Raw genomic sequence first — 20,745 nt, 5'->3', positions numbered from 1 at the left:
TTGATTAGAATAACAAGCTTATATTCTATACTATTTTTATTTTATTTAAGCGACTAAATAAGGTTGTTCACATGGCAAGTCTACCGAGTAAAAAAGTAATGGCAATATTGGTTGGCGTTGTGGGGGTAACTTATTTGGTTGCTCGGCAATTTATGTCAGGTCCGCCGCAGGCTCATGGGGCTCCCCATGGCATGGCCATGCCTGTTAGCGTTGCACCTGTCATAACCAAAAATGTTCAACAATGGAATGAATATTCTGGCCGTTTAGTAGCGGTTGATAAAGTGGATGTTCGTCCCAGAGTCTCAGGCATGATTGAGGCCGTTCATTTTAAAAATGGTGTTTTGGTTAAAAAGGGCGATCTGCTATTTACCATCGATCAACGTCCCTACAAAGCAGAAGTTGCACAAGCGCAAGGATTACTGCGCTCTGCGGAAGCTGAGCGCAACTTGGCACAAAGCGAGTTGACCCGCGCTGAAAAATTGATCCAAGAAAAAGTGATCTCGGCGAGCGAGCTTGATAATCGACGAAATAACTTCAGTGTTAACCAAGCACGTTATAAGAGTGCTGAAGCTGCATTTGAAAGTGCAAAGTTAAATTTAGAGTACACCCATATTAAATCGCCAGTCGATGGTCGAATCAGTCGCGCTGAAATCACCGCTGGTAATCTGGTTGAAGCAGGGTTTAATGCGCCTGTTTTAGCTTCTGTGGTTTCCGCTAATCCAATTTATGCTGATTTTGATATTGATGAAAATGCGTTTTTGCAATACATGCAAAAAAACACGCAAGGCAAATTAAGTGTCGATAAAATTCCTGTCTTGATGTCATTGGCAACAGAAGATGCGATGACCCGTAAGGGATATATTGAATCTTTTGATAATCAACTCAATACCCATTCGGGTACGATTCGAGTGCGCGCCGTGTTTCCTAATCCTGAAGGTGTTTTAGTTCCAGGATTATTTGCGCGCATAAAACTGGGCGATCCGCTTAAAACACAAGCATTGCTGATTACTGATCGTGCGGTAGGTACCGATCAAAATAAACGATTCGTTTTTGTTGTCGATAGCGAAAATAAAGTTGTTTATCGTGAAGTGAAGTTAGGTAGTCTCGTTGATGGTATGCGTATTGTTAAAGATGGGTTACAACCCAATGACAATATTATTGTGAATGGTTTGCAACGAGCGAGACCTGGCATAGTAGTAGCCCCTGAATGGGTAGCGATGGACAATAAGGGTTAATATGAATATTTCACGTTTTTTTATCGATAGACCCATTTTTGCTGGTGTACTATCGTTATTGATCTTTATCGCAGGGTTTATTTCCCTTTGGAAGTTACCTGTCTCTGAATATCCTGAGGTTGTGCCACCTTCTATTGTGGTGCATGCAATGTACCCTGGTGCGAACCCCGGCACGATTGCGCAAACGGTTGCTGCACCATTAGAGGAACAGGTTAATGGTGTAGAAGACATGCTTTATATGTTTTCGCAAGGCACCTCCGATGGACAAATGACCTTAACCGTTACCTTTAAAATAGGTACCGATCCGGATAAGGCACAGCAGCTCGTTCAAAATAGGGTTAATCAAGCACTACCCCGATTACCTGATATTGTGCGTCAATTTGGTGTCACCACCATGAAAAGCTCTGCCAATTTGACCATGGTAGTGCATTTAATTTCACCTGATGAACGTTACGATATGTTGTATTTAGGGAATTATGCAGCGCTTAACATTAAAGATCGTTTAAGTCGATTACCAGGTGTTGGCCAAGTGCAAATTTTTGGTGGTAGCGATTATGCCATGCGCTTATGGCTAGATCCCGACAAAATCGCGGCACGTGGTTTGTTGGCCAATGATGTGGTGAATGCAATTCGCGAACAAAATGTTCAAGTTGCCGCAGGCGCTATTGGCGCATCACCTAGCTTGCCTGGTCAAGATATGCAGTTGAACATTACGGCAATGGGTCGTTTGCAAACAGAAGAAGAGTTTGGCGACATCATTATTAAAGCCAGTGATGATGGCAGCATTACCCGTTTGAAAGATGTAGCGAGAATTGAACTCGGCGCATCCCATTATGCTTTACGTTCTTTACTCGATAATAAACCTGCCGTGGCATTAGGGGTTTTCCAGGCGCCTGGCTCAAATACCATCGAAGTTTCTAACGATATTCGCCGCACGATGGATGAAGTGAAGCTCAGCTTCCCTGATGGTGTCGATTATCAAATTGTTTATGATCCTACCACTTTCGTTAAAGATTCGATTGCGGCGGTTATTCATACGCTATTAGAAGCGGTTGCCTTGGTTGTGTTAGTGGTTATCGTCTTTTTACAAACTTGGCGAGCCTCTATCATCCCCTTGTTAGCAGTACCGGTTTCTATTGTAGGAACCTTTGCCTTGCTGTTGTTGTTTGGGTTTTCCATCAATGCACTTTCTTTATTTGGCTTAGTACTAGCCATTGGTATTGTGGTTGACGATGCGATTGTGGTCGTCGAAAACGTTGAGCGGAATATTGCTGCTGGCTTATCGCCCAAGGATGCGACTTACCGCGCGATGCAGGAAGTGAGTGGTCCGATTATTGCGATTAGCTTAACGTTGATAGCCGTTTTCGTTCCCATTGCTTTTATCAATGGTCTTAATGGTGAATTTTATAAACAATTCGCTTTAACCATTGCCATTTCAACGGTGATTTCTGCCATCAATTCGTTAACGTTAAGTCCTGCGATGGCTGCAATATTACTCAAGGGGCATGATGCACCTAAAGATCGTCTGACGCGTTGGATGGATGCAAAGCTGGGTTGGTTCTTTACGCGTTTTAATCATTTCTTCAAGCGAGGCAGTGATAGTTACCACGGTAAAGTTTCAAAAGCGATGAATCGCAAAGCCATGATGATGGGCATTTACCTGCTGCTCATTGGTTTAACCGTGGTTATTTTTAACCGAGTACCCACAGGCTATATTCCGCAGCAAGATAAGCAATATCTTATTGGATTTGCGCAATTGCCAGATGCTTCCTCATTAGAGCGAACGGATGAAGTCGTTCGCCGCATGTCAGACATCATTTTAAAAACACCCGGTGTAGAGCATGCGGTTGAATTTGCAGGTCTATCCATTAATGGTTTTACCGTTTCTTCTAGTGCTGGTATTGTTTTTGTGACCTTAAAACCTTACGCCGAACGTAAAGGCCCAGGTATGTCAGCAGAAGCCATTGCTCAATCCATTAACCAGCAGTTTGGCAGTATTAAAGAAGCTTTCATGATGGTCTTGCCTCCACCGCCGATTATTGGTTTGGGTACGACAGGTGGCTTTAAGCTGCAAATTGAGGATAGAGCCGATTTGGGTGATGAAGCCTTATTTGCTGCGGTTCAAGCTATCCAAGGTAAAGCGTGGCAAACACCACAATTAGCGAATGTTTTTAGTGGCTATCAAATTAACGTGCCACAGTTGTTTGTTGATATTGATAGAACGAAAGTAAAACAATTAGGCATTCCGGTGACAACGGTATTTGATGCATTACAAATTTATTTAGGATCGTTGTACATCAATGATTTCAATAAGTTTGGACGTTTATATCAGGTTATTGCTCAAGCAGATGCTCCATTTCGTGCCAATGCAGAAGATATTGTGAAACTGAAAGTACGCAATAGCAAAGGTGAAATGGTGCCATTGGGTAGTATCCTTGAAGTGACGCAAAGTTATGGTCCTGAACAAGCCATGCGTTATAACGGTTACCGTACCGCCGATATCAATGGTGGTCCTGGGGTGGGCTTTTCTTCGGGACAAGCCCAAGATGCCATTGAAAAAATCGTGAAAGAAATTCTGCCAAAAGGGATGAGTTATGAATGGACAGAATTAACCTACCAACAAATTTTGAGTGGTAATTCTGCTATCTTCGTATTCCCTTTATGTGTGTTGTTAGTATTTTTAGTACTTGCAGCGCAATACGAAAGCTTTACCTTGCCATTAGTGGTGATTTTAATTGTTCCGCTTTGCTTACTTTCTGCGATTACTGGAGTATGGCTAACAGGCGGTGATAACAATATCTTCACGCAAATTGGTTTGTTTGTCTTGATTGGTCTTGCTTGTAAGAATGCGATCTTAATTGTTGAGTTTGCGAGAGAGTTAGAATTTGAAGGTCGAACTCCCTTACAAGCAGCATTAGAATCAGCAAGATTACGCTTACGTCCTATTTTGATGACATCGTTTGCCTTCATTATGGGGGTAATTCCACTTGTCTTCTCAACCGGTGCAGGGGCAGAAATGCGCCATGCAATGGGGATCGCCGTATTCTCAGGCATGTTGGGGGTTACTTTCTTCGGACTGTTCCTAACGCCGGTGTTTTATGTGCTTGTCCGTTCGCTGTTCAGTAAACAGCTAACGCGAGTTAAAGACGAAAAACTGAAAATTGCAGATTCAGCTTCGTTTTAGTTATGATAAAATCCCGAAAGTCTCTTTTATAGAGACTTTCGGAAGGAAACCAAGGTAAGTGATAGTTTACTTAAGCGGCTGCAGCTGCGTGACGTGCTTTAATTTCTGCAATTTTGGCACAATCAGCAGGTGTTAGCAGTTTTTCGTTATGACATTGTTTTACAAAACTTAACAATTGATCTTTAGTTAAATTGCTTTGTTCTTGTTTCAACTTAGCCAATGCAGGGAAGAAACCATTAGGATGTTGATGCATGTAATCCATCGCATTTTTCATCGCTGGCGTAAAGGTTGTAGGAACAGAAACGACCGGCGCTACAGGAGCAGAAACTGCAGGAACGGAATCAAAACCTAATTTATCTTTATTTTGCGTCCATTCTTGTGCTGCTTTAAAGATTTCTTGCCCAATAGGAAGATATTTATTCTTTAAGAGCTCAATATCAGCACTTGAGAAGATTTTGCCAGGTGCCATATCTAACATATGGTGATATTTATCTTCGAGTTTAACCAAATCACGCTTTTTGGCAGCAATAGCGTTTGGATCTTTCTTTGCTAAAGTTTGCATATAAGCAAGGCTATCTTTTGCTAATTGTATTTCTTTTTCAAGATCTTCTTTATCCTCATCAAATTCTGCTTGATCAAAGTAAGCAGCAAAGCCTTGACGCTTAATAACGCTTTGTTCTTTTAAGCGCAAACCAGAAGCAAATTGAATGAAATCAGACATTTTATCCGCTAATGAAGGGCTTAAAATGCCTTTTGCTTTTAACTGTTGAACGATCTCGAGAGAATTTTGCGTTTTGAGGTTGTGATAAAAACCTAAGTTAGTGGCAAACTGTTCAACAAAACGATAGAGCTCACGTTTGATATCGAGCGTTTTACCTAATTCACCGGTGACAAAAATACTTTTGCCTTTTTGAATGTGACTAATAATATCTTCGGACATATAGCTTTTAGCCATATTTTGACGCAATGTTTTACCATTTTGCTCTTTGCGACTAAAATTCTTTTCACGCAAATGAATGAATTTATTATAAAGCGCACGGTTACCATACAAGTAATCCATATTACGACCTAATTTTTTGCCAGCATCATTCGCGGTACGTAATTCGCGTGGACTAAATGGACGATACATTTGGTCGACCCAAAATTGGACTTCATTCGCAATTTTCTTTTTGCCTTCAGCTGTTTTAGCCAATTGTGCATTTTTAGGATCTTTGAGTGCTTTATTAAGTTCGATTTGATATTGCTTTCTTTTGGTATTATTTAATTGCTTTCTATTTTGGGTAAACTTTGCTTGTGAATAGCTAGCAAATTCTTCAGGTGTTGCCAAAAATGGACGACTCCCTTCATAAGGAATTTTATCAAATTCACGATTGGCAATCGCTTGATTTAATAATTCTTGAGCTTGTTCACGCGTTGCATTACGTGCAAAGAAACGTAAATGAGGAGGTGCATTATCTGCTTCGTCCATTCGTAAACCTTTACCACCGATATCAGGATGTTCACCTAATAAGAATAAGCGATCGGAGATGTTTTGCGATAATTGATAAAAATAACTATAATTTTCAACGGTTTTTTCTTCCATTACAATTCCGATTTCTAAATCAGTAATAGGACCTGATTCTTTGCGAGCCAACGAACCTAAGGTGATTACCGTGAACTTACAAGGAGGTTTTCCTAATTTTTTAATTTCATCAGCAATAATGGCATTAACATATTTTTTGGTATCTGTGGAAATATTTTTGGCAACTTGCATATAATCAGGCGAAGCTTTTTGGCTTTCAGCATTGATTTGTAAAAAATGTTGATTGCGCAGTTGATCTAACTTTACTTTATCTGGATTTTCTGCAGATTTAAAGTGGCCTGAAAGGTTATCAAAAGGATTACTAACAAAATTAACAATGCCGGTATAAGCATTATATAAAGCATCTTTAATGGGTTGTACCCAGTTGTTCAGTGTTGAGAGCATGATAATCGTCCCCTATTTTTTGTAAGTGAATAGGGTTGCAAAAAATGCAACCCTATGCGTATTTAAGGTTAAGCTGCGGCAGCGGCACGTCTTGCTTTTATTTGTGCAATTTTCGCGCAATCTTCAGCCGTTAAGAGTTTTTCTTCTTGGCATTTTTTAACAAAGCTAAACAATTGTTCTTTGGTCAAATTGCTTTGCTCTTGTTTCAGTTTTGCCAAAGCAGGGAAAAAGCCTTTAGGATGTTGATGCATGTAATCCATGGCATTCTTCATTGCTGGCGTAAAGCTGGGTGAGGTTGTTGCGACTGCTGCGGTTACAGGCGTGTTTACCGGTGCCACTGTACGCTCAAAGCCCAATTTTTCTTTATTTAAGGTCCAATCTTGTGCTGCTTTAAAAATCTCTTGCGCGATAGGAATGTACTTGGTCTTTAACAATTCAATATCCTTCGCAGAGAAAATTTTACCAGGCGCCATATCTAACATATGGTGATATTTGTCTTCGAGTTTAACGAGATCACGCTTCTTGATAGCAATCAAGCTAGGATCTTGTTTAGCTCTTTCCATATAGGCGATACTGTCTTTCAGCAATTTGATATCTTTTTCCAGATCTTCTTTATCTTCATCAAATTCTGCTTGGTCGAAGTATGAAGCAAAACCCTGGCGTTTAATAACGCTTTGCTCTTTTAAGCGCAATCCAGAAGAAAATTGAATAAAATCGGATAGTTTTTCAGCAAATGCAGGGCTTAAAATGCCTTTTGCTTTTAACTGTTGCACAATATCAAAGGTATTTTGCACTTTGAGCCCATGATAAAAGCCTAAGTTAGTTACGAACTGCTCAACAAAGCGATATAGTTCTCGTTTAATATCGAGTGTTTTACCTAATTCACCTGTGATATAAACGCTTTTACCTTTTTGAATAACATCGCGAACATCTTCTGCCATTTTCGCTTTTGGCATATTTTGTCGTAATGTTTTGCCATTGGCTTCTTTACGTTGGAAGTTCTTTTCACGAAGCGCGATGAATTTATTGTAAAGTGCTTGGTTGCCATTTAGTAATGCCATGTTACGGCCTAAGCGCTTACCTGCATCATTAGCCGTACGTAATTCACGTGCACTAAATGGACGATACATTTGGTTGAGCCAGAAATGGACTTCATTCTCGATTTGCTTGCGACCTTCAGTAGTTTTAGCTAATTTTGCATTTTTAGGATCTTTGAGTGCTTTATTCAGCTCAATTTGATATTGTTCACGACGTGTTTTTGCTAATAGCTTTTTGTTTTGTGTGAAATTAGGATGCGAGTAGCTAGCAAATTCTTCAGGCGTTGCTAAGAAAGGACGGCTACCTTCATAAGGAATTTTGTCAAATTCACGCTTTAAAATAGCTTGGTTTAATAATTCTTGTGCTTGTTCACGGGTTGCATTGCGAGCAAAGAAACGTAGATGCGGTGGTGCATTGTCCGCTTCGTCCATTCGTAAACCTTTGCCACCGATATCAGGATGTTCACCTAATAAGAATAAGCGATCGGAGATGTTTTGCGATAATTGATAAAAATAACAATAATTTTCGATGGTTTTATCTTCCATTAATATGCCGATTTCTAAATCAGTAATAGGACCTGATTCTTTGCGAGCCAACGAACCTAAGGTGATTACCGTGAACTTACAAGGAGGTTTTCCTAATTTTTTAATTTCATCAGCAATAATGGCATTAATGTATTTTTTGGTATCTTCACTAATATTTTTTGCTACTTGCACATAATTAGGATTAACTTTGCTGCCCTCAGAATTGATTTGCGCAAAATGTTGATTGCGTAATTGATCTAATTTTACTTTATCGGGATTCGCTGGCGATTTAAAATAGCCTGTTAAATTTTCAAATGGATTGCGCACAAAATTAAGTACGCCTGTATATGCATTGTATACAGCTTCTTTAATAGGATGTACCCAGCTGCTTAATGTAGATTCTGCCATTTTTATATCCTGAAGTTAGTTGTATAAATATAGAGAGGATAATTTAGGGGATATCCCGGAGGAATTCGAGAAAAATCGAGTTTTTGGAGATAAAAGACCCATTCCTGCTGACTAGGAACAGTGTGGCTTTTATTGTAGCTGCAATTAAGCGTTTGGTTTTACTTCATCTTTTACATTTTTGCCGCAACTGCAACATTTACAGCATTTGCAACATTTAACGCAAAGGTTATAAAAAAACGCGATTAATGCCCCACAAATAAAACCATCAATAAAGGCCCACAAAGCGCCAATGAAAATCCCTTTAAAGGTCACTGCATAGCCTACATAAATAGTACCCGCTAATTTGACCCACTCATGGCCAACATTAAAGTACATTGCTGCAAAGCCAAGTAAGACAACCCAAATTGCACTGAGAAGACCAATTGACAACCCTAATGCACCTACACAGATCCGAGAAGCAGTGCATACCGGTGTGTTTGAACCTTCCATTTTGCACCTCATTTTCAACAGATTACACTTATATTATAGAATTTGCTGATCATGAAGGTAAGCTAGTAAAGTCGTAGGTCATAGAATGAAAATTTCGTTATTCTTTTGTCGTAGAAACACCATCGATTTGATAATTTGCTTTAGATGGGTCTTGTAAAATAGTTATTTGGGTAGGGAAAGGAATATTAACTCTAGATTCAATTAATTTAGCTTGAATTAAATCTAAAATTTCGCTTTTTACACGAAGTACCGTTCTTCTTTCGGGTTTGGTCCACCATCGAAGGCGTACTACCATTGCATTAGGTGCTAAATCCATAAGTAATGCTTCAGGTGCAGGTTGGGCCATGACGCCATCAACACTTTTAATGCCCTCTAAAATTGTCTTACAGGCTGGATGAAGAATTGCATAAGGTCCGATTGTCACATCTTGTTGAGAACGTCTTGAACCATATGTTGTATTAATAACAACAACATTTGTATATATTTCTCCGTTAGGAATGAGAATGCGACGACCGTCAAATGATTTTAAAAATGTATAGCGAGTATCAATGTGCTCAACCTTGCCGTAGTAATCTTTGCTGTGAGTGCTTAAAAAATGTAATTCATCCCCAATTGTAAATGGTTTTTTGAGCAAAATCAGAATACCTGCCAAATAATTATGAAGAATATCCTTAAATGCTAGACCTGCAATAACGCTTACGATTCCCAAACCACCAAGTAAATTTGCAAAGGATAAAGAAGGAAAGATGATAACTAATGTGATAAAAAAGCCAATGAAAATAATTGCCCATTGAGTGAGTCTTGCCAATACTAAGCCCACATTGGCAAAACTTCTTTTAATGGTGATGTGTTTTATAAATTCTTTGACAAGTTTGGCAATGACGAGAAAAATAATAAATACAATACAGGCCAGAATAATCAATGGAAGTATTTGTAATGCCTTTACAAGCATTTCATGAATTTGAGTGACTACAATTTTAAAACTCCCCCCCACGGAAGCAATATCGCCCATATCCTGATTTGGGAGTGAGCTTTTAATGGGAGCATCCAAAGAAGTTATCTTTAATAAATTCACCTATTATTTCCAATCGAAGATTTATAAAGTTTGGTGAGGTACATTATAGACCAGATAACCTAAAGCTGCGATTGTGCGATGCAACTTACACCTAAAAGTGAACATTAAGATGAGCATGTAGTAGGTCATTGAGGCATGGTTAATTAAAGCTTCGAATGTATGATATATATCGCCAAATTCATTAGTATTATCATTTTTTGCTTCAATATATTCAATTTTTCATTCATTCTGCGAAAAAATAATTTTGTATAAGTTTATCAATGTGTATGGGGATGATTTATGAATATATTATCAAACAAAATATTAAATTTTGAACAAACAAGCTTTGCTGAACGTAATATTATTTCTATTCATGGTATGCCATTTTATAAATCATCTGGGCAGAATTCATGCTATTCAGACACATGGTTTCCGTTTTTGGGAGTGCTACAAGAAGATGTTAATATATTTCTTTCTAAAGGCTGGTTTATAAAACCTCAAGAAAGTAACTTGCCTAAAGACGTTAAAGATAAGATGGATGAATTGTTCCCATCATATGGGGCATATCGAGCAGGTCAAGAACTACGTCAAAGGTTTTCTAATATCCCTTGTTTATTACTCTCATCTTATTTAGGTGGTGGATTGTGGGAGAGTAATGAAGGAAAACAATTTAGGCGTTTCTTGTCAGAAAAATACCCTGACTTTTATGAGAAAATGCCTAAGATATCTTTGTTGCCTATTAAAAAATACTGTAGAAATGAAGAAGAAGTAAATCAATGGTTATGTGAAAAGGCTGGAATTTCTAATTATAATGATCTTAAAAATTATATGCCAATGGAGTTGGGCGATATAAAATTTCAAGTGGCACGTCAATCAAATGCAGCGAGAAGAAGAGAAAAAGCACTGGGAACGGTGGTTTTACAACGTCAACAAGAATTAGCCCGTTCACTTGAAAAGACACTTTTAACTAGGTATGCGAAACGTAACACCAAACAAGCCGAAATGGTTGCAATAAGAACTGAGATTGCCATTTATTTTGTATCTAACATTGCACAGCAATTTTTAGCGTATCTAAATACGAAAAACGCATTGGTTGAGCTTATCAATCAATTCACACCCAAGATTGCACAACAATTTGGAGTAGGTATTAAACCTAGCATGCTGGGTGCCTTCGAAAATATGAACTTGCCAACTCAGCGAGCATTTTTGACCAAATTTGCATTACAAAGAGGTCTTTCGCTGAGTTGTGTACCATCTCATGAGCCGGCAAAAATGTGCTGTTAAAAAATAGCTTATGGCTTAGTGATGTTGCGCTGGTTTCAATGCCATATTATTTTGCATTTTTTTGCTATACCAAACCAAGCCTGCGCCTAATAAAGAACAAAGCGGGATCACATAAAGTGCTAAGGTGTAAGCTTCTAACGAATACACTCTAACGCCATCAACCAGTGTGTTGGGATCGAAATAGTCCATGAGCATACCAATTGTGCCATGGAAAAAGGAGCCGCCAAACATATTGATACAATTGAGTAAGGCAATAGTGATCCCCATTAAGTGACTGGGCACCAACTGTGCGCCGGTTGCAAATACCACAACTTGGTAGCAGCATAAAATGCCGGTTAAAAACATCACCGCTTTTATGGCATGGCTTGATAAGTGCGCATTACCCAATAACACGACCATCATTAAGCCTGCCATGCCTAATGCGGCCAATAGAATGACGCTATGATGTGCTTTAAATTTTTCTGCAAAAAATCCTAAAATCGGTCCACCAAAGAGCATACCGATAAAAATATAAGAAGTGATACCCGCTGCTTCGCTTTTGACGATTTGTCTTGCATTCATCAAATAGGAAACACCCCAAACATCGGCGAATCCTTCAAGGGCTCCGACCATCAATAAGTTTGCAAATGCTAAAACAATGAGAGGCTTATAGGTCAGTAGCTGCTTTAAGGAACTGACGACAGGGTAATTATCTTCTTGGGGAGTGCTTTTGCCTCGCACAAAGATAAAGGTCAGGACACCTAACGCTAAAGCCGTGATGCTGAGTAATTTAGCAACTTCTTGCCATCCCATTTGCTCGATCATAAAGCTGATAGGGCGTCCCCCATAAACGGCGCCCATTAAACCAAAGCTAAAGGTTAGCCCAACTAATTGTGCATAGCGATTTTGAGGGAACCACTGAGAAATAATTTTGGATGTCCCAAGAAAGCCGACAACGGATCCAACACCGATGAGCAAGCGGCTGAGCAACGCAACATCCCAAGAGGAGCTTGCGACTAACATCCAATTTGCCAGAGCACACAGGATGGCGCTGACGGTAATAACGATACGAGGTCCAAGTTTGTCGAGCAGCAGTGCAATTGGGATTTGCATGCTGGCATAGCCGAGGTAGTAAAGGGAGGCAAACAACCCATAGTTAGTTGCTGTAATATGATATTTGTCGAAAAACTCAGAAATGACTAACCCTGGAAACAGGCGCAAAATAAACTGAAAGGCAAAGAAAGCAAGTGGAAACACCCACATAAGCCAGGGTAGTAAGCGCGGCATTGAACCTCCTATTTTCATCACACAAAAAAAAACCCCCGGGATTTCTCGCGGGGGTTTTTCTATTACTAAAAAGTTAAGTAAATAGCCCCCGTGCCGTAATAATCGCAATGATAATCACAGAGGCAACGAAATTTTGTTTAAGTTGTGTTACATTTTTCATATTCCCTCAAAGCTAGCACATGGTAGCAAAGTGCACAATAGCTAAAGGACAAACTATATTTAGATAGCGATTATCTAAAAAGTGTATTCACACGGACCCCAAAGGTGGCACAAAGAATGATAACTTACTTATACATTGATCAGAATGGTGTGTTAGTTAAGAATCCAGCCAATGCCACATTAGCTTGGATTGATGTCAATTCCCCAACGTTAGAGGAAAGGACAGCAATCGAAAAGCAAATGAATATTATCTTGCCACAGCATCATGAATTGCATCAATTAGAATACTCTAATCGTTTCTACATGGAGAATGATTCACTGTTTATGTTTGTGAATGTTCTGACGAAAGCGGCTCCTTTACCAGAAACCCACGCTATTACGCTGATTGTGACCCCAAAAGGACTTGTAACACTACGTTACTCTCATCCCAATCCAATTCAATTATTGCTGGATCAGATTGATCAACGTCCTATTGAAGCTAAGAATTATTTAAGTATTTTACCCATGTTGCTGGAAATTTTTGTTGGAAAAATCGCCGATGTGTTCGAATTAGTAGGTGAAACCAGCGATCAAATGGTGATGACATTAATTCGCTCAGTAAATAATAAAATGAAGAAAAATCACAATGAGGCATTAAATAAACTGTTACGTGAAATTAATAGCTTAGAAAACTTATTATCAAAGGGTTACCAAAGCTTATCCAGTATCAATTTATTACTGGGTTTTTATGAACAACATGATAATGAGCATAAAGAAAATTATTATATTGTCAATATGGAAATCATCAAGAAAGACTTAAAATCCTTACTAAAACATGGTGATTATTTAACGCAAAAACTATCATTTCATTTACAATCCACTCTTGGTTTAATCAACATCGAACAAACACAAATTGTTAAAATGTTTACCGTTTTAGCAATGGTATTTTTACCGCCTACCTTGTTAGCTAGTATTTATGGGATGAATTTCAAGTTTATGCCTGAGTTAGATTGGGTTTATGGCTATCCGCTAGCCGTTATTTTAATGATTGGTTCTGCCTTTATTCCTTATCGATATTTCAAGAAGAAAGGATGGATTTAAGGATGAGTGTAGCGAATCAATGTAAGGATGCTTTTAGGATAAAAATCCCCAGAAAGCTGCGCTTTCTGCCCCCTTTTATTCAAAGTGGGTGATTGATTCGCTACGCTCATCTATAGAAAAATACCAACGAATTTCGTAACCCTTACAGCAATGACGATTAAATCCTACTTCTAATCGCTTTTTGAAATGTCTTTGCAGCTTCTTCTATCTTTTGAGATTGCGCCTCTAGTTTAGATTTACCTGAAGGCAACCACGAGAGATCTCCTTTAAGTTGCCCCATAATTTGTTGTTCTGGTTCATCATATTGCGGAAAGCAATCTTGCATACCATTGTTTAATTCACTGGCATTTTCAAAAGCAGCGACGATTCTTTGCAAGTTATTTGGTAACTCCAGCAAAGATTGGGATTCTCGACAAAACAGAATGTCGTCTTTGTATAGCAAAAACCATGCATCAGGTCCTGAGTATTTAACCACACTATCTTTTAAGAGAAGAGGTTTGATTGCATTATATACGTTAGGTAAATTATTCACTAAGGTTCGATACTTAAAGATATCATTGCCACTTTGCTCAAATAATTTTTTAATAAGCTGACCTGCCTGTCTTGCGAAAGGGCTTAGACTTCCAGCACTTTCCAATAACAGCGTTTTAACGTGAGGTTGAAGATAATGTTCGCGTATTGCTTCTTTAACATCTTTTAATTTTTCTTTGGCATCAGGATGCAGATAAAGTTGATATTCTGAAACAACTGCTGCGCCAATAAAATAATTGCTCATAGAGGGGACTTTTAGCCCCCCTGGTAAATTAAAATCGAGTCCTCTACCCGGAAAAATAATGGGTTCTTTAACACGAAGGAACTTAGGCATTTGGCTAAAGTCAAAATCGACATCGCAATCAATATAATTGCTGCAGATATCTAAAAATCTTTCGAGGGAACGAACACAATCGGATGCCGCGGCTAAATTTCCGCCAGTTGTCTTCATTGCATGTGAAAGCTCTTCATCTGCGATTGCATAGATAGCTTCATCGATAGAAGATTTTGCCGCATGTTTTAGATCATTATCAAAATCCACTAAGTAAAGATTCAACTGGGCTGCAAACTTAGCTAATTCTTGATTAGCTTGTTCAGAAAGATAACGAGAGCTATAACCAAAATAAAATGACATTTTAGGGTTACGCTGACGATTTTGAATCAGCCTGAGTTTGTGCGCAGCAGGCATAAATTCATTAGGATTATCACTAAACCAGATAAAACCAATTCGAGAAAGATCGAGTAAATAACCCGATTCACCCAAAAATAATTGACCCATTGCTTCTAGAATGGATTGAATTCCGCTCAGCATAATCACCTACCTATGAATGGTGTTAATTTACTTATTTGGATACTCGCTTTTTCTCTTTATCTTTATCTTTTTCTTTACCCATTGTTTGCGTCTCTAGAGTCTGTATTTTACGAGGAGCGCGTGGGCTTGTGGGGCGTGATGGTAAAAAAGTATTCGACGTTGATAAAACAATTTCTTGACTTTCTTTCTTCGCTTCAAACTCTGCTATTGGTTTGAGTTTTAAGGTCTCGCTTCTTCTTTTTAATTTTTTCTCAGATTTTTCAGAAGGTATTTTTGTTTTTAATTCTAAACTTTTGGTTTTGCCACGCTTTGCCATTTTACGACCAGCCGTTCTTGCCTCTAAAGAGAGGGCAGCTAGTTGTTGAAGCATATCGTCCATTGATTCGGTGCCAAATTGGTCAAGGATATTGCCGCATAAATCACTGACAGTATTGTCTTGACCTAGAAGTTCATAATGATTAGTCATCAACATAGTGCTTGAAAATTCTGCAATGACGGTTTTGGCAAGCAGCCCAGTACACATTTGAAGCCCTTTTTGGGCAACTAAAGGTGCCTTTGAGGCAAAACAGCGTTGGAGTTTATTAAGTAGGTCGTCCTTGGTTAAATTAGCATTGAGCACAATAATAATCGGTGGCTCATAGCAATAAGATTGCCTGTAAGCAGCGGCTTCATCATAGGTTACCTGCTTTAATTTCTCACCAATGGTGACTTGAGAGGAAGCAAGCTTCTGTCTGCCAATCCGTTCTTGTAACTGAATAAAATCATGATTCATTTTGCCATAGAGGAAAATACGCTCGCCAAGACTGTTAAAAGAGATTTTATCTTTATCAGCGGCAATACAATTTATAAAAGGCATGCTTGATGGATTCAATTTAATGTATTGACGAACCTTGGAAAAACCATTAGACATTTGAAATAATTCTTCAAAAGTAGCAAATGTTGCTCGCGATTTTTCATTGATGAGTGTCCATGTTGCTTTTAAACGTGTAACAGGATTTTGGCAAATACCCAGGTAGATAGAATAGGCAGGCGTCAAATGGGGTGTTTTTTCTTTATTATTTAGCAATAAATTAACCGCGGCAATATAAAACTCAATTCTGCGTGCTCTTTCTTCCATATCTTTAACAGAAAGAATATCCAAACAAACCAAATGAGATAATTGACTACTCAGTACAGTGATATTTTTCCACGCGGGTTTATCATCATTGCTTTTCATAATGCTATTGGTCAGCATTGCTTCGGGTGATAGGCTAAGCATAGCTTGACAAAATAAACCGCTTACCTCGGAAACAAAGAATTTAAGTGGTTTTTTCTGTTCCAAGGATTGGCGTTTCAAATCTGGAAGCAGCGCTACCTCATCCACTTCAGAGGCTATGAGTTTATTTGGTAATTTTGACTTATAATATTCAATCAGCGTCGCTTTCAAATGCATCTTCATTTCTGAAGTGACTTCGATTTTATCAAGTAAGTGATAATAAGCATCACTGAATTGATTGGTTACAATCCATTCGCAATGGGTATCTTGATGAATGAATTCTTTTGCCAGATAAAGGCAGGCTAGCTGTTCGTTGGGACCTAGTAAATAATATATTTTTCCTAGTATTTCCAGTACACTGCTTGGGGTGGCTTCTTCAATAATACCGCAGGCAATTTCGCAAAGAAGATTTTGATTAATCGTCATGCCTGTTGGGGAGTCACTGCTTTTAAATAATTGCAACAACCAATCTGAAATCTGCTCTACTGGCTCAATGACAGCAGTATAAGGATGAAAACCACATTCTTTAAAAGCAGTATTTATTTTTTGTTCTTGTGGTTCAGGTTGGATTTTGCTGTCACTCTTGGATTTTTTATAGGTGCCGCTTAGCATGTTATTGAAGCCATCATATTCGAAAAAAAATCAAACCTACTGTATTTTCCTGACTCAGTCAAGAATGTCACCTTACCTGGGTATTTGTTAATGACAATATGTTCGAATGATTTTTGTGATAAATTTTAAATGTTCGAATATGGGTGTTGTTAACACGCGAGAAAAATGATGATGAGCCATATTCATTTGTGTCACCGCTACCGCGGTTTTTTAAGAGGGAGATTTCCTGTTCCCCCCATTACGGCTGACGCCTTCATGGGGGGCTAGCGAATTTCCTCGCTGCCGCGAGGAGAAAATATCTGCGTGGTGGCAGCTGCAAGCCACATTCTTCAATGCTACAAATGTTCGTTTATTTGCTGATATTTTCTCTAGATGAGCGAAGCGAATCAATCGCCCACTTTGTAAAGGGGGCCATTCGTTTGCAAAAACGAATGGGGGGATTTTTTCTGTGGTTCTTGGTCAGATTGCGGCTAACGCCTTCATGGGGGGCTAGCGAATTTCCTCGCTGCCACGAGAAGAAAACATAAAATTCCTGGCTTGATTTCTGAATGGGTAAGCAGCGGTAGCTGCGACATTTGCTAGCCCCCCATGCAAGCATGAAACGGCGTTAGCCGTGAATGCTGAAATGGGGGGGGAATAATCACATAAAATTAAAACTGCGGGAGCAGTGAAACAATCATTGTTCCACTGGAGCCCGTTGGAATAGGGGAAATTCGATAGAGGCTAGCGGATCCCAATATAAATATCGACCACGGCTTGATGAGGATCATGCGCACGTTCATCATAAACTTCAAAATCCGCAAGATAACGGCGTTCACCTCCTAGTGTTTCTTGATTCATTTGCCAAATAGATTGCCAAGCTTGAATGACGACTAGGGGCATAGGGCCAGGCTCAGTCGTAAAACGCTGATATTGACTAGTGGGGATAGAAATTGTTTTTAAATCGTCAGGAACATCTTCCAATGAAGAAACGGCTTCACCGATAAAATAAGTATAGTTCCCATGGTGATCGCTTTCATATTCTGTATAAACAGAATAGGTGATACCGGGGTGAATACGATGTTTAATATGCTGCGCTATTTGGTGGCTAAAGTAATTCGCAACTAGGGGTCCAATTTTAGCTAACGTAGGATCTTGCTCATTAGCATTATTAGTAACAACTGAGAGGCCAACTAACTTAAAATCTGGCTTATGAATGATCTCTTTACGCATAATAAATCCTTTATACCTAATACATCTTGCATATTATATTGAAATAAGTACAACAATCAATAAGAATATTACAATGTTATCTTTTGCTAAAATATGTTTAGCAATTTCACGATGTGAGTTGCTAAGCCTTTTCAGGTCATTGCCATCGAGTCGTTTGCTCAAAATTTTATTTGCTAAAATTTGTTTGGCAATCTCAGTATGTTGTGCGAAAACTCTTGTGTATTCCGCCGGTTGTATTACAACCGACGTATACCTTTTTATATTTGTAGAGGGCTCTAGAAAGGTTTAGGTGTTTTATCTTTTTCTTGCGCTAATTCTTCTTTATGGCGTTGTAAAATAGCGTCATAAATTGAGGCATTTTGAATATGCTCGAGTGTGAGCTCCGCGCTACTGGCACCAATGTACATTTGGGTATCCGTTTCACGTAATATTGTGGCGCATTCTTCATCAGTTAAGGTAATGATGCCACCTGGGCCGTCTGGCATGTCAACTGTAAAGTGAATGTTTGCTCTGGTATAAAAAATAATGGTATGAGCTCTAACGCCAGAACTGCCACTCTCACTGGTTAGAGTAGGTTTATCGGTTTCTCGACTAAGAAAGCAATCATAGGCAGTTAACATTTAGGTTTCCTTATTTGAGTTCTATATTGGCTCTATCAACTTGGCCATTCGCATCAACAACAGTAATGGTATAATAACCGGCTTCTTGCGGTTGCCAGAAAGTTTTTTGTTGCCAGCTGGTGGTTTTAATCGGTTTGCCATCAATTAGCCAGGTATAAGGGCGCTTTCCTCCTGTTACAGTTAAGGGAAGACTCTTATTGTTTTCAAGCTCAATCACGGTATCATCGACCGGAAACATTAAGGTCGGTTGATTTTGATATAAATGCGGCTCTTGATGGTATCGATTCGATAATTTTTTGAGTGACATAGTCACAGGGGCGGGTGATTGAACCTGCGTTGTGTCATCAGGTAACACCTTGATAATTTTTTGTAATAAAGGCACCACCAATTCTCTTGCCGATTGCGCAGCCATCGGTTTGCCATCGGGGATCCCGGTCCAAATGCCAATCACGTAACGCTGATCAAAACCAATCACCCAAACATCTCTATAGCCATAAGACGTGCCGGTTTTAAGTGCAAACGGATGATCTGCATCTAGATTGGCATTTAAAATAGCTGAAACTTGTTTTGCGGCTAATGGTGAAAATAGCGAATGTTCCGTTGCCAGCGACTCATTGGCTAAATACGATAAAGACATGACTTTACCGGTTCGTGCGAGTGAACCATAAAGGGTTACCAATTGCTCTAATGACATACCAAGCCCGCCAAGTGCAATAGCTAGACTTGGGCTTTCAAATGAACGTGGTAATTGTGGTGTCACACCAGCTTCTTTTAGTAAACTTAAAAAGCGCACTACACCGATTTGATTGAGCAAGGTGACCACCGGAATATTCAAAGACATTGCTAGCGCTTCTTCTGCCGTAATCACACCATGAATGTCTTTGTTAAAATTACGCGGATAATAAGCACCAAAGCGTCGACGTTCATCGAGCAAATAAGTATCGGGTTTTAACAAGCCTAAATCAAAACCCAAGCCAAAAATAAATGGTTTTAAGGTCGAACCAGGGGAACGAAAAGCACTAATATAATCGACAAAGCCATTATCATCTTCGGCATAAAAATCACGAGAAGCAATATAAACAACGGGCTTATTCAGTTGATGATCCACAATAAGAATGGCTGAATTGGTTTTTGCTGGCATCGCTGGGCTGTGATTTTTGAGGATCAGCTCGACCTTTTTTTGTAAATCCAAATCAATCGTTGTATCAATTTTGGTGGATTGTGGTAGTTGGCGCTTCAAGCGCCATGCTAAATGGGGAATTTCACGAGGAAATTTGGCTTTATGAGTCGGTAATGGTGCTAAGTGATGAGATTCAGCTAGTTCATCGCTGATTAACTGCTGCTCATGCATAAAGTTTAAAACAGCGGCCCGGGCTCTAGTTGCCTTTTCTGGAAAATGAAAAGGATGAAGGCGAGTGGGGGATTGAACTAAAGCGACCAGTAAGGCAATTTCGCTTGGTTGTAAATATAAGGGCGTTTTTTGAAAATAGCTCATTGCCGCCGCATTGACCCCTTCGATGTTGCCGCCAAAGGGGGCTAAGGTCATGTAGATACTCAAGATGTCATTTTTAGAATAATGCCATTCCAGTTGTAAGGCACGAAAACATTCGATTAATTTTGAAGAAATCTTGCGAGAGCGGGGCTCAAGCAAACGAGCGGTTTGCATGGTAATTGTTGAGCCGCCCGATACCACATGGCCATAGCGCATCCACTGATAGGCTGCTCTTACTAAAGCAAAAGGATTAATTCCAGGATGATAGCGAAAATAGCGATCTTCCTTGGCAATTAAGGTTTTAAGATACAGTGGGTCTACTTCGTCAACATTGGTGCGAATGCGCCATTTTTCATCTTGAGAATGGAAAACATGTACCACTTGCTGCTGCGAATAAATCAATGTTGAATGATCGTTAAAACGCTTCAGGGTTAGCGGATAAAGATTATCCGCTAACAAGAAGCTGGCAAAGGCAACAATGTTAAATGCGACTAGTAACAGCGAAAATCGTAACAACCTTTTCAT

14 protein-coding genes are annotated in these 20,745 nt (G+C 39.2%); 4 read left to right on the top strand and 10 right to left on the bottom strand.

Annotated elements, in window-relative coordinates; translation table 11 throughout:
• Window positions 1–71 precede the first annotated feature (71 nt).
• Window positions 72–1,235 carry an efflux RND transporter periplasmic adaptor subunit gene (locus HT99x_RS07825; RefSeq protein ID WP_075066704.1) on the top strand — a complete coding sequence of 388 codons (1,164 nt, stop codon included), beginning with the start codon at window positions 72–74 and terminating at the stop codon, window positions 1,233–1,235.
• Between the two features lies 1 nt (window position 1,236).
• Window positions 1,237–4,419 (top strand): multidrug efflux RND transporter permease subunit, encoded by a 3,183-nt coding sequence (locus tag HT99x_RS07820; protein WP_075066703.1) that lies wholly within the window; start codon window positions 1,237–1,239, stop codon window positions 4,417–4,419.
• Between the two features lie 70 nt (window positions 4,420–4,489).
• On the opposite strand, the gene HT99x_RS07815 is transcribed toward HT99x_RS07820, so the two are convergent.
• From HT99x_RS07815 to HT99x_RS07800, 4 genes are all read right to left on the bottom strand, one after another.
• The gene (locus HT99x_RS07815; RefSeq protein WP_075066702.1) at window positions 4,490–6,385 is read right to left on the bottom strand and encodes a DUF294 nucleotidyltransferase-like domain-containing protein; all 1,896 of its coding nucleotides are present in this window, start codon (window positions 6,383–6,385) and stop codon (window positions 4,490–4,492) included.
• A 68-nt stretch (window positions 6,386–6,453) separates the two neighbouring features.
• Window positions 6,454–8,355, bottom strand: coding sequence for a DUF294 nucleotidyltransferase-like domain-containing protein (locus HT99x_RS07810; protein ID WP_075066701.1), 1,902 nt, complete (start codon window positions 8,353–8,355; stop codon window positions 6,454–6,456).
• Window positions 8,356–8,499: 144 nt separating this feature from the next.
• Entirely contained in the window at window positions 8,500–8,844 is a 345-nt protein-coding gene (locus tag HT99x_RS07805; protein WP_075066700.1) for a bacteriophage holin, read from the bottom strand.
• 97 nt (window positions 8,845–8,941) lie between these two features.
• Window positions 8,942–9,919, bottom strand: coding sequence for a mechanosensitive ion channel domain-containing protein (locus tag HT99x_RS07800; RefSeq protein WP_083482911.1), 978 nt, complete (start codon window positions 9,917–9,919; stop codon window positions 8,942–8,944).
• Window positions 9,920–10,198: 279 nt separating this feature from the next.
• Between HT99x_RS07800 and HT99x_RS07795 the strand changes: the two genes are divergently transcribed.
• Entirely contained in the window at window positions 10,199–11,182 is a 984-nt protein-coding gene (locus HT99x_RS07795; protein ID WP_075066699.1) for a hypothetical protein, read from the top strand.
• A gap of 15 nt (window positions 11,183–11,197) precedes the next feature.
• On the opposite strand, the gene HT99x_RS07790 is transcribed toward HT99x_RS07795, so the two are convergent.
• Entirely contained in the window at window positions 11,198–12,448 is a 1,251-nt protein-coding gene (locus HT99x_RS07790) for an MFS transporter (protein ID WP_158003397.1), read from the bottom strand.
• 276 nt (window positions 12,449–12,724) lie between these two features.
• On the opposite strand from HT99x_RS07790, the gene HT99x_RS07785 reads away from it, so the two are divergent.
• Window positions 12,725–13,687 carry a CorA family divalent cation transporter gene (locus HT99x_RS07785; RefSeq protein WP_259565988.1) on the top strand — a complete coding sequence of 321 codons (963 nt, stop codon included), beginning with the start codon at window positions 12,725–12,727 and terminating at the stop codon, window positions 13,685–13,687.
• A gap of 157 nt (window positions 13,688–13,844) precedes the next feature.
• On the opposite strand, the gene HT99x_RS07780 is transcribed toward HT99x_RS07785, so the two are convergent.
• From HT99x_RS07780 to pbpC, 5 genes are all read right to left on the bottom strand, one after another.
• Window positions 13,845–15,029 (bottom strand): glycosyltransferase family 88 protein, encoded by a 1,185-nt coding sequence (locus HT99x_RS07780; RefSeq protein WP_075066696.1) that lies wholly within the window; start codon window positions 15,027–15,029, stop codon window positions 13,845–13,847.
• A gap of 31 nt (window positions 15,030–15,060) precedes the next feature.
• Window positions 15,061–16,896, bottom strand: a complete 1,836-nt coding sequence (locus HT99x_RS07775) for a RasGEF domain-containing protein (RefSeq protein ID WP_075066695.1) — start codon at window positions 16,894–16,896, stop codon at window positions 15,061–15,063.
• Between the two features lie 723 nt (window positions 16,897–17,619).
• On the bottom strand, window positions 17,620–18,108 hold the full coding sequence (locus tag HT99x_RS07770) for an effector binding domain-containing protein (RefSeq protein ID WP_075066694.1): 489 nt from the start codon (window positions 18,106–18,108) through the stop codon (window positions 17,620–17,622).
• A gap of 275 nt (window positions 18,109–18,383) precedes the next feature.
• Window positions 18,384–18,728, bottom strand: coding sequence for a hypothetical protein (locus HT99x_RS07765; RefSeq protein WP_075066693.1), 345 nt, complete (start codon window positions 18,726–18,728; stop codon window positions 18,384–18,386).
• A gap of 10 nt (window positions 18,729–18,738) precedes the next feature.
• Window positions 18,739–20,745, bottom strand: a complete 2,007-nt coding sequence (pbpC, locus tag HT99x_RS07760; RefSeq protein WP_083482910.1) for a penicillin-binding protein 1C — start codon at window positions 20,743–20,745, stop codon at window positions 18,739–18,741.

The sequence above is a fragment of the Candidatus Berkiella aquae genome, from assembly GCF_001431295.2.
Classification (GTDB): domain Bacteria; phylum Pseudomonadota; class Gammaproteobacteria; order Berkiellales; family Berkiellaceae; genus Berkiella; species Berkiella aquae.
This window is presented reverse-complemented; position numbering and strand designations above follow the sequence as displayed.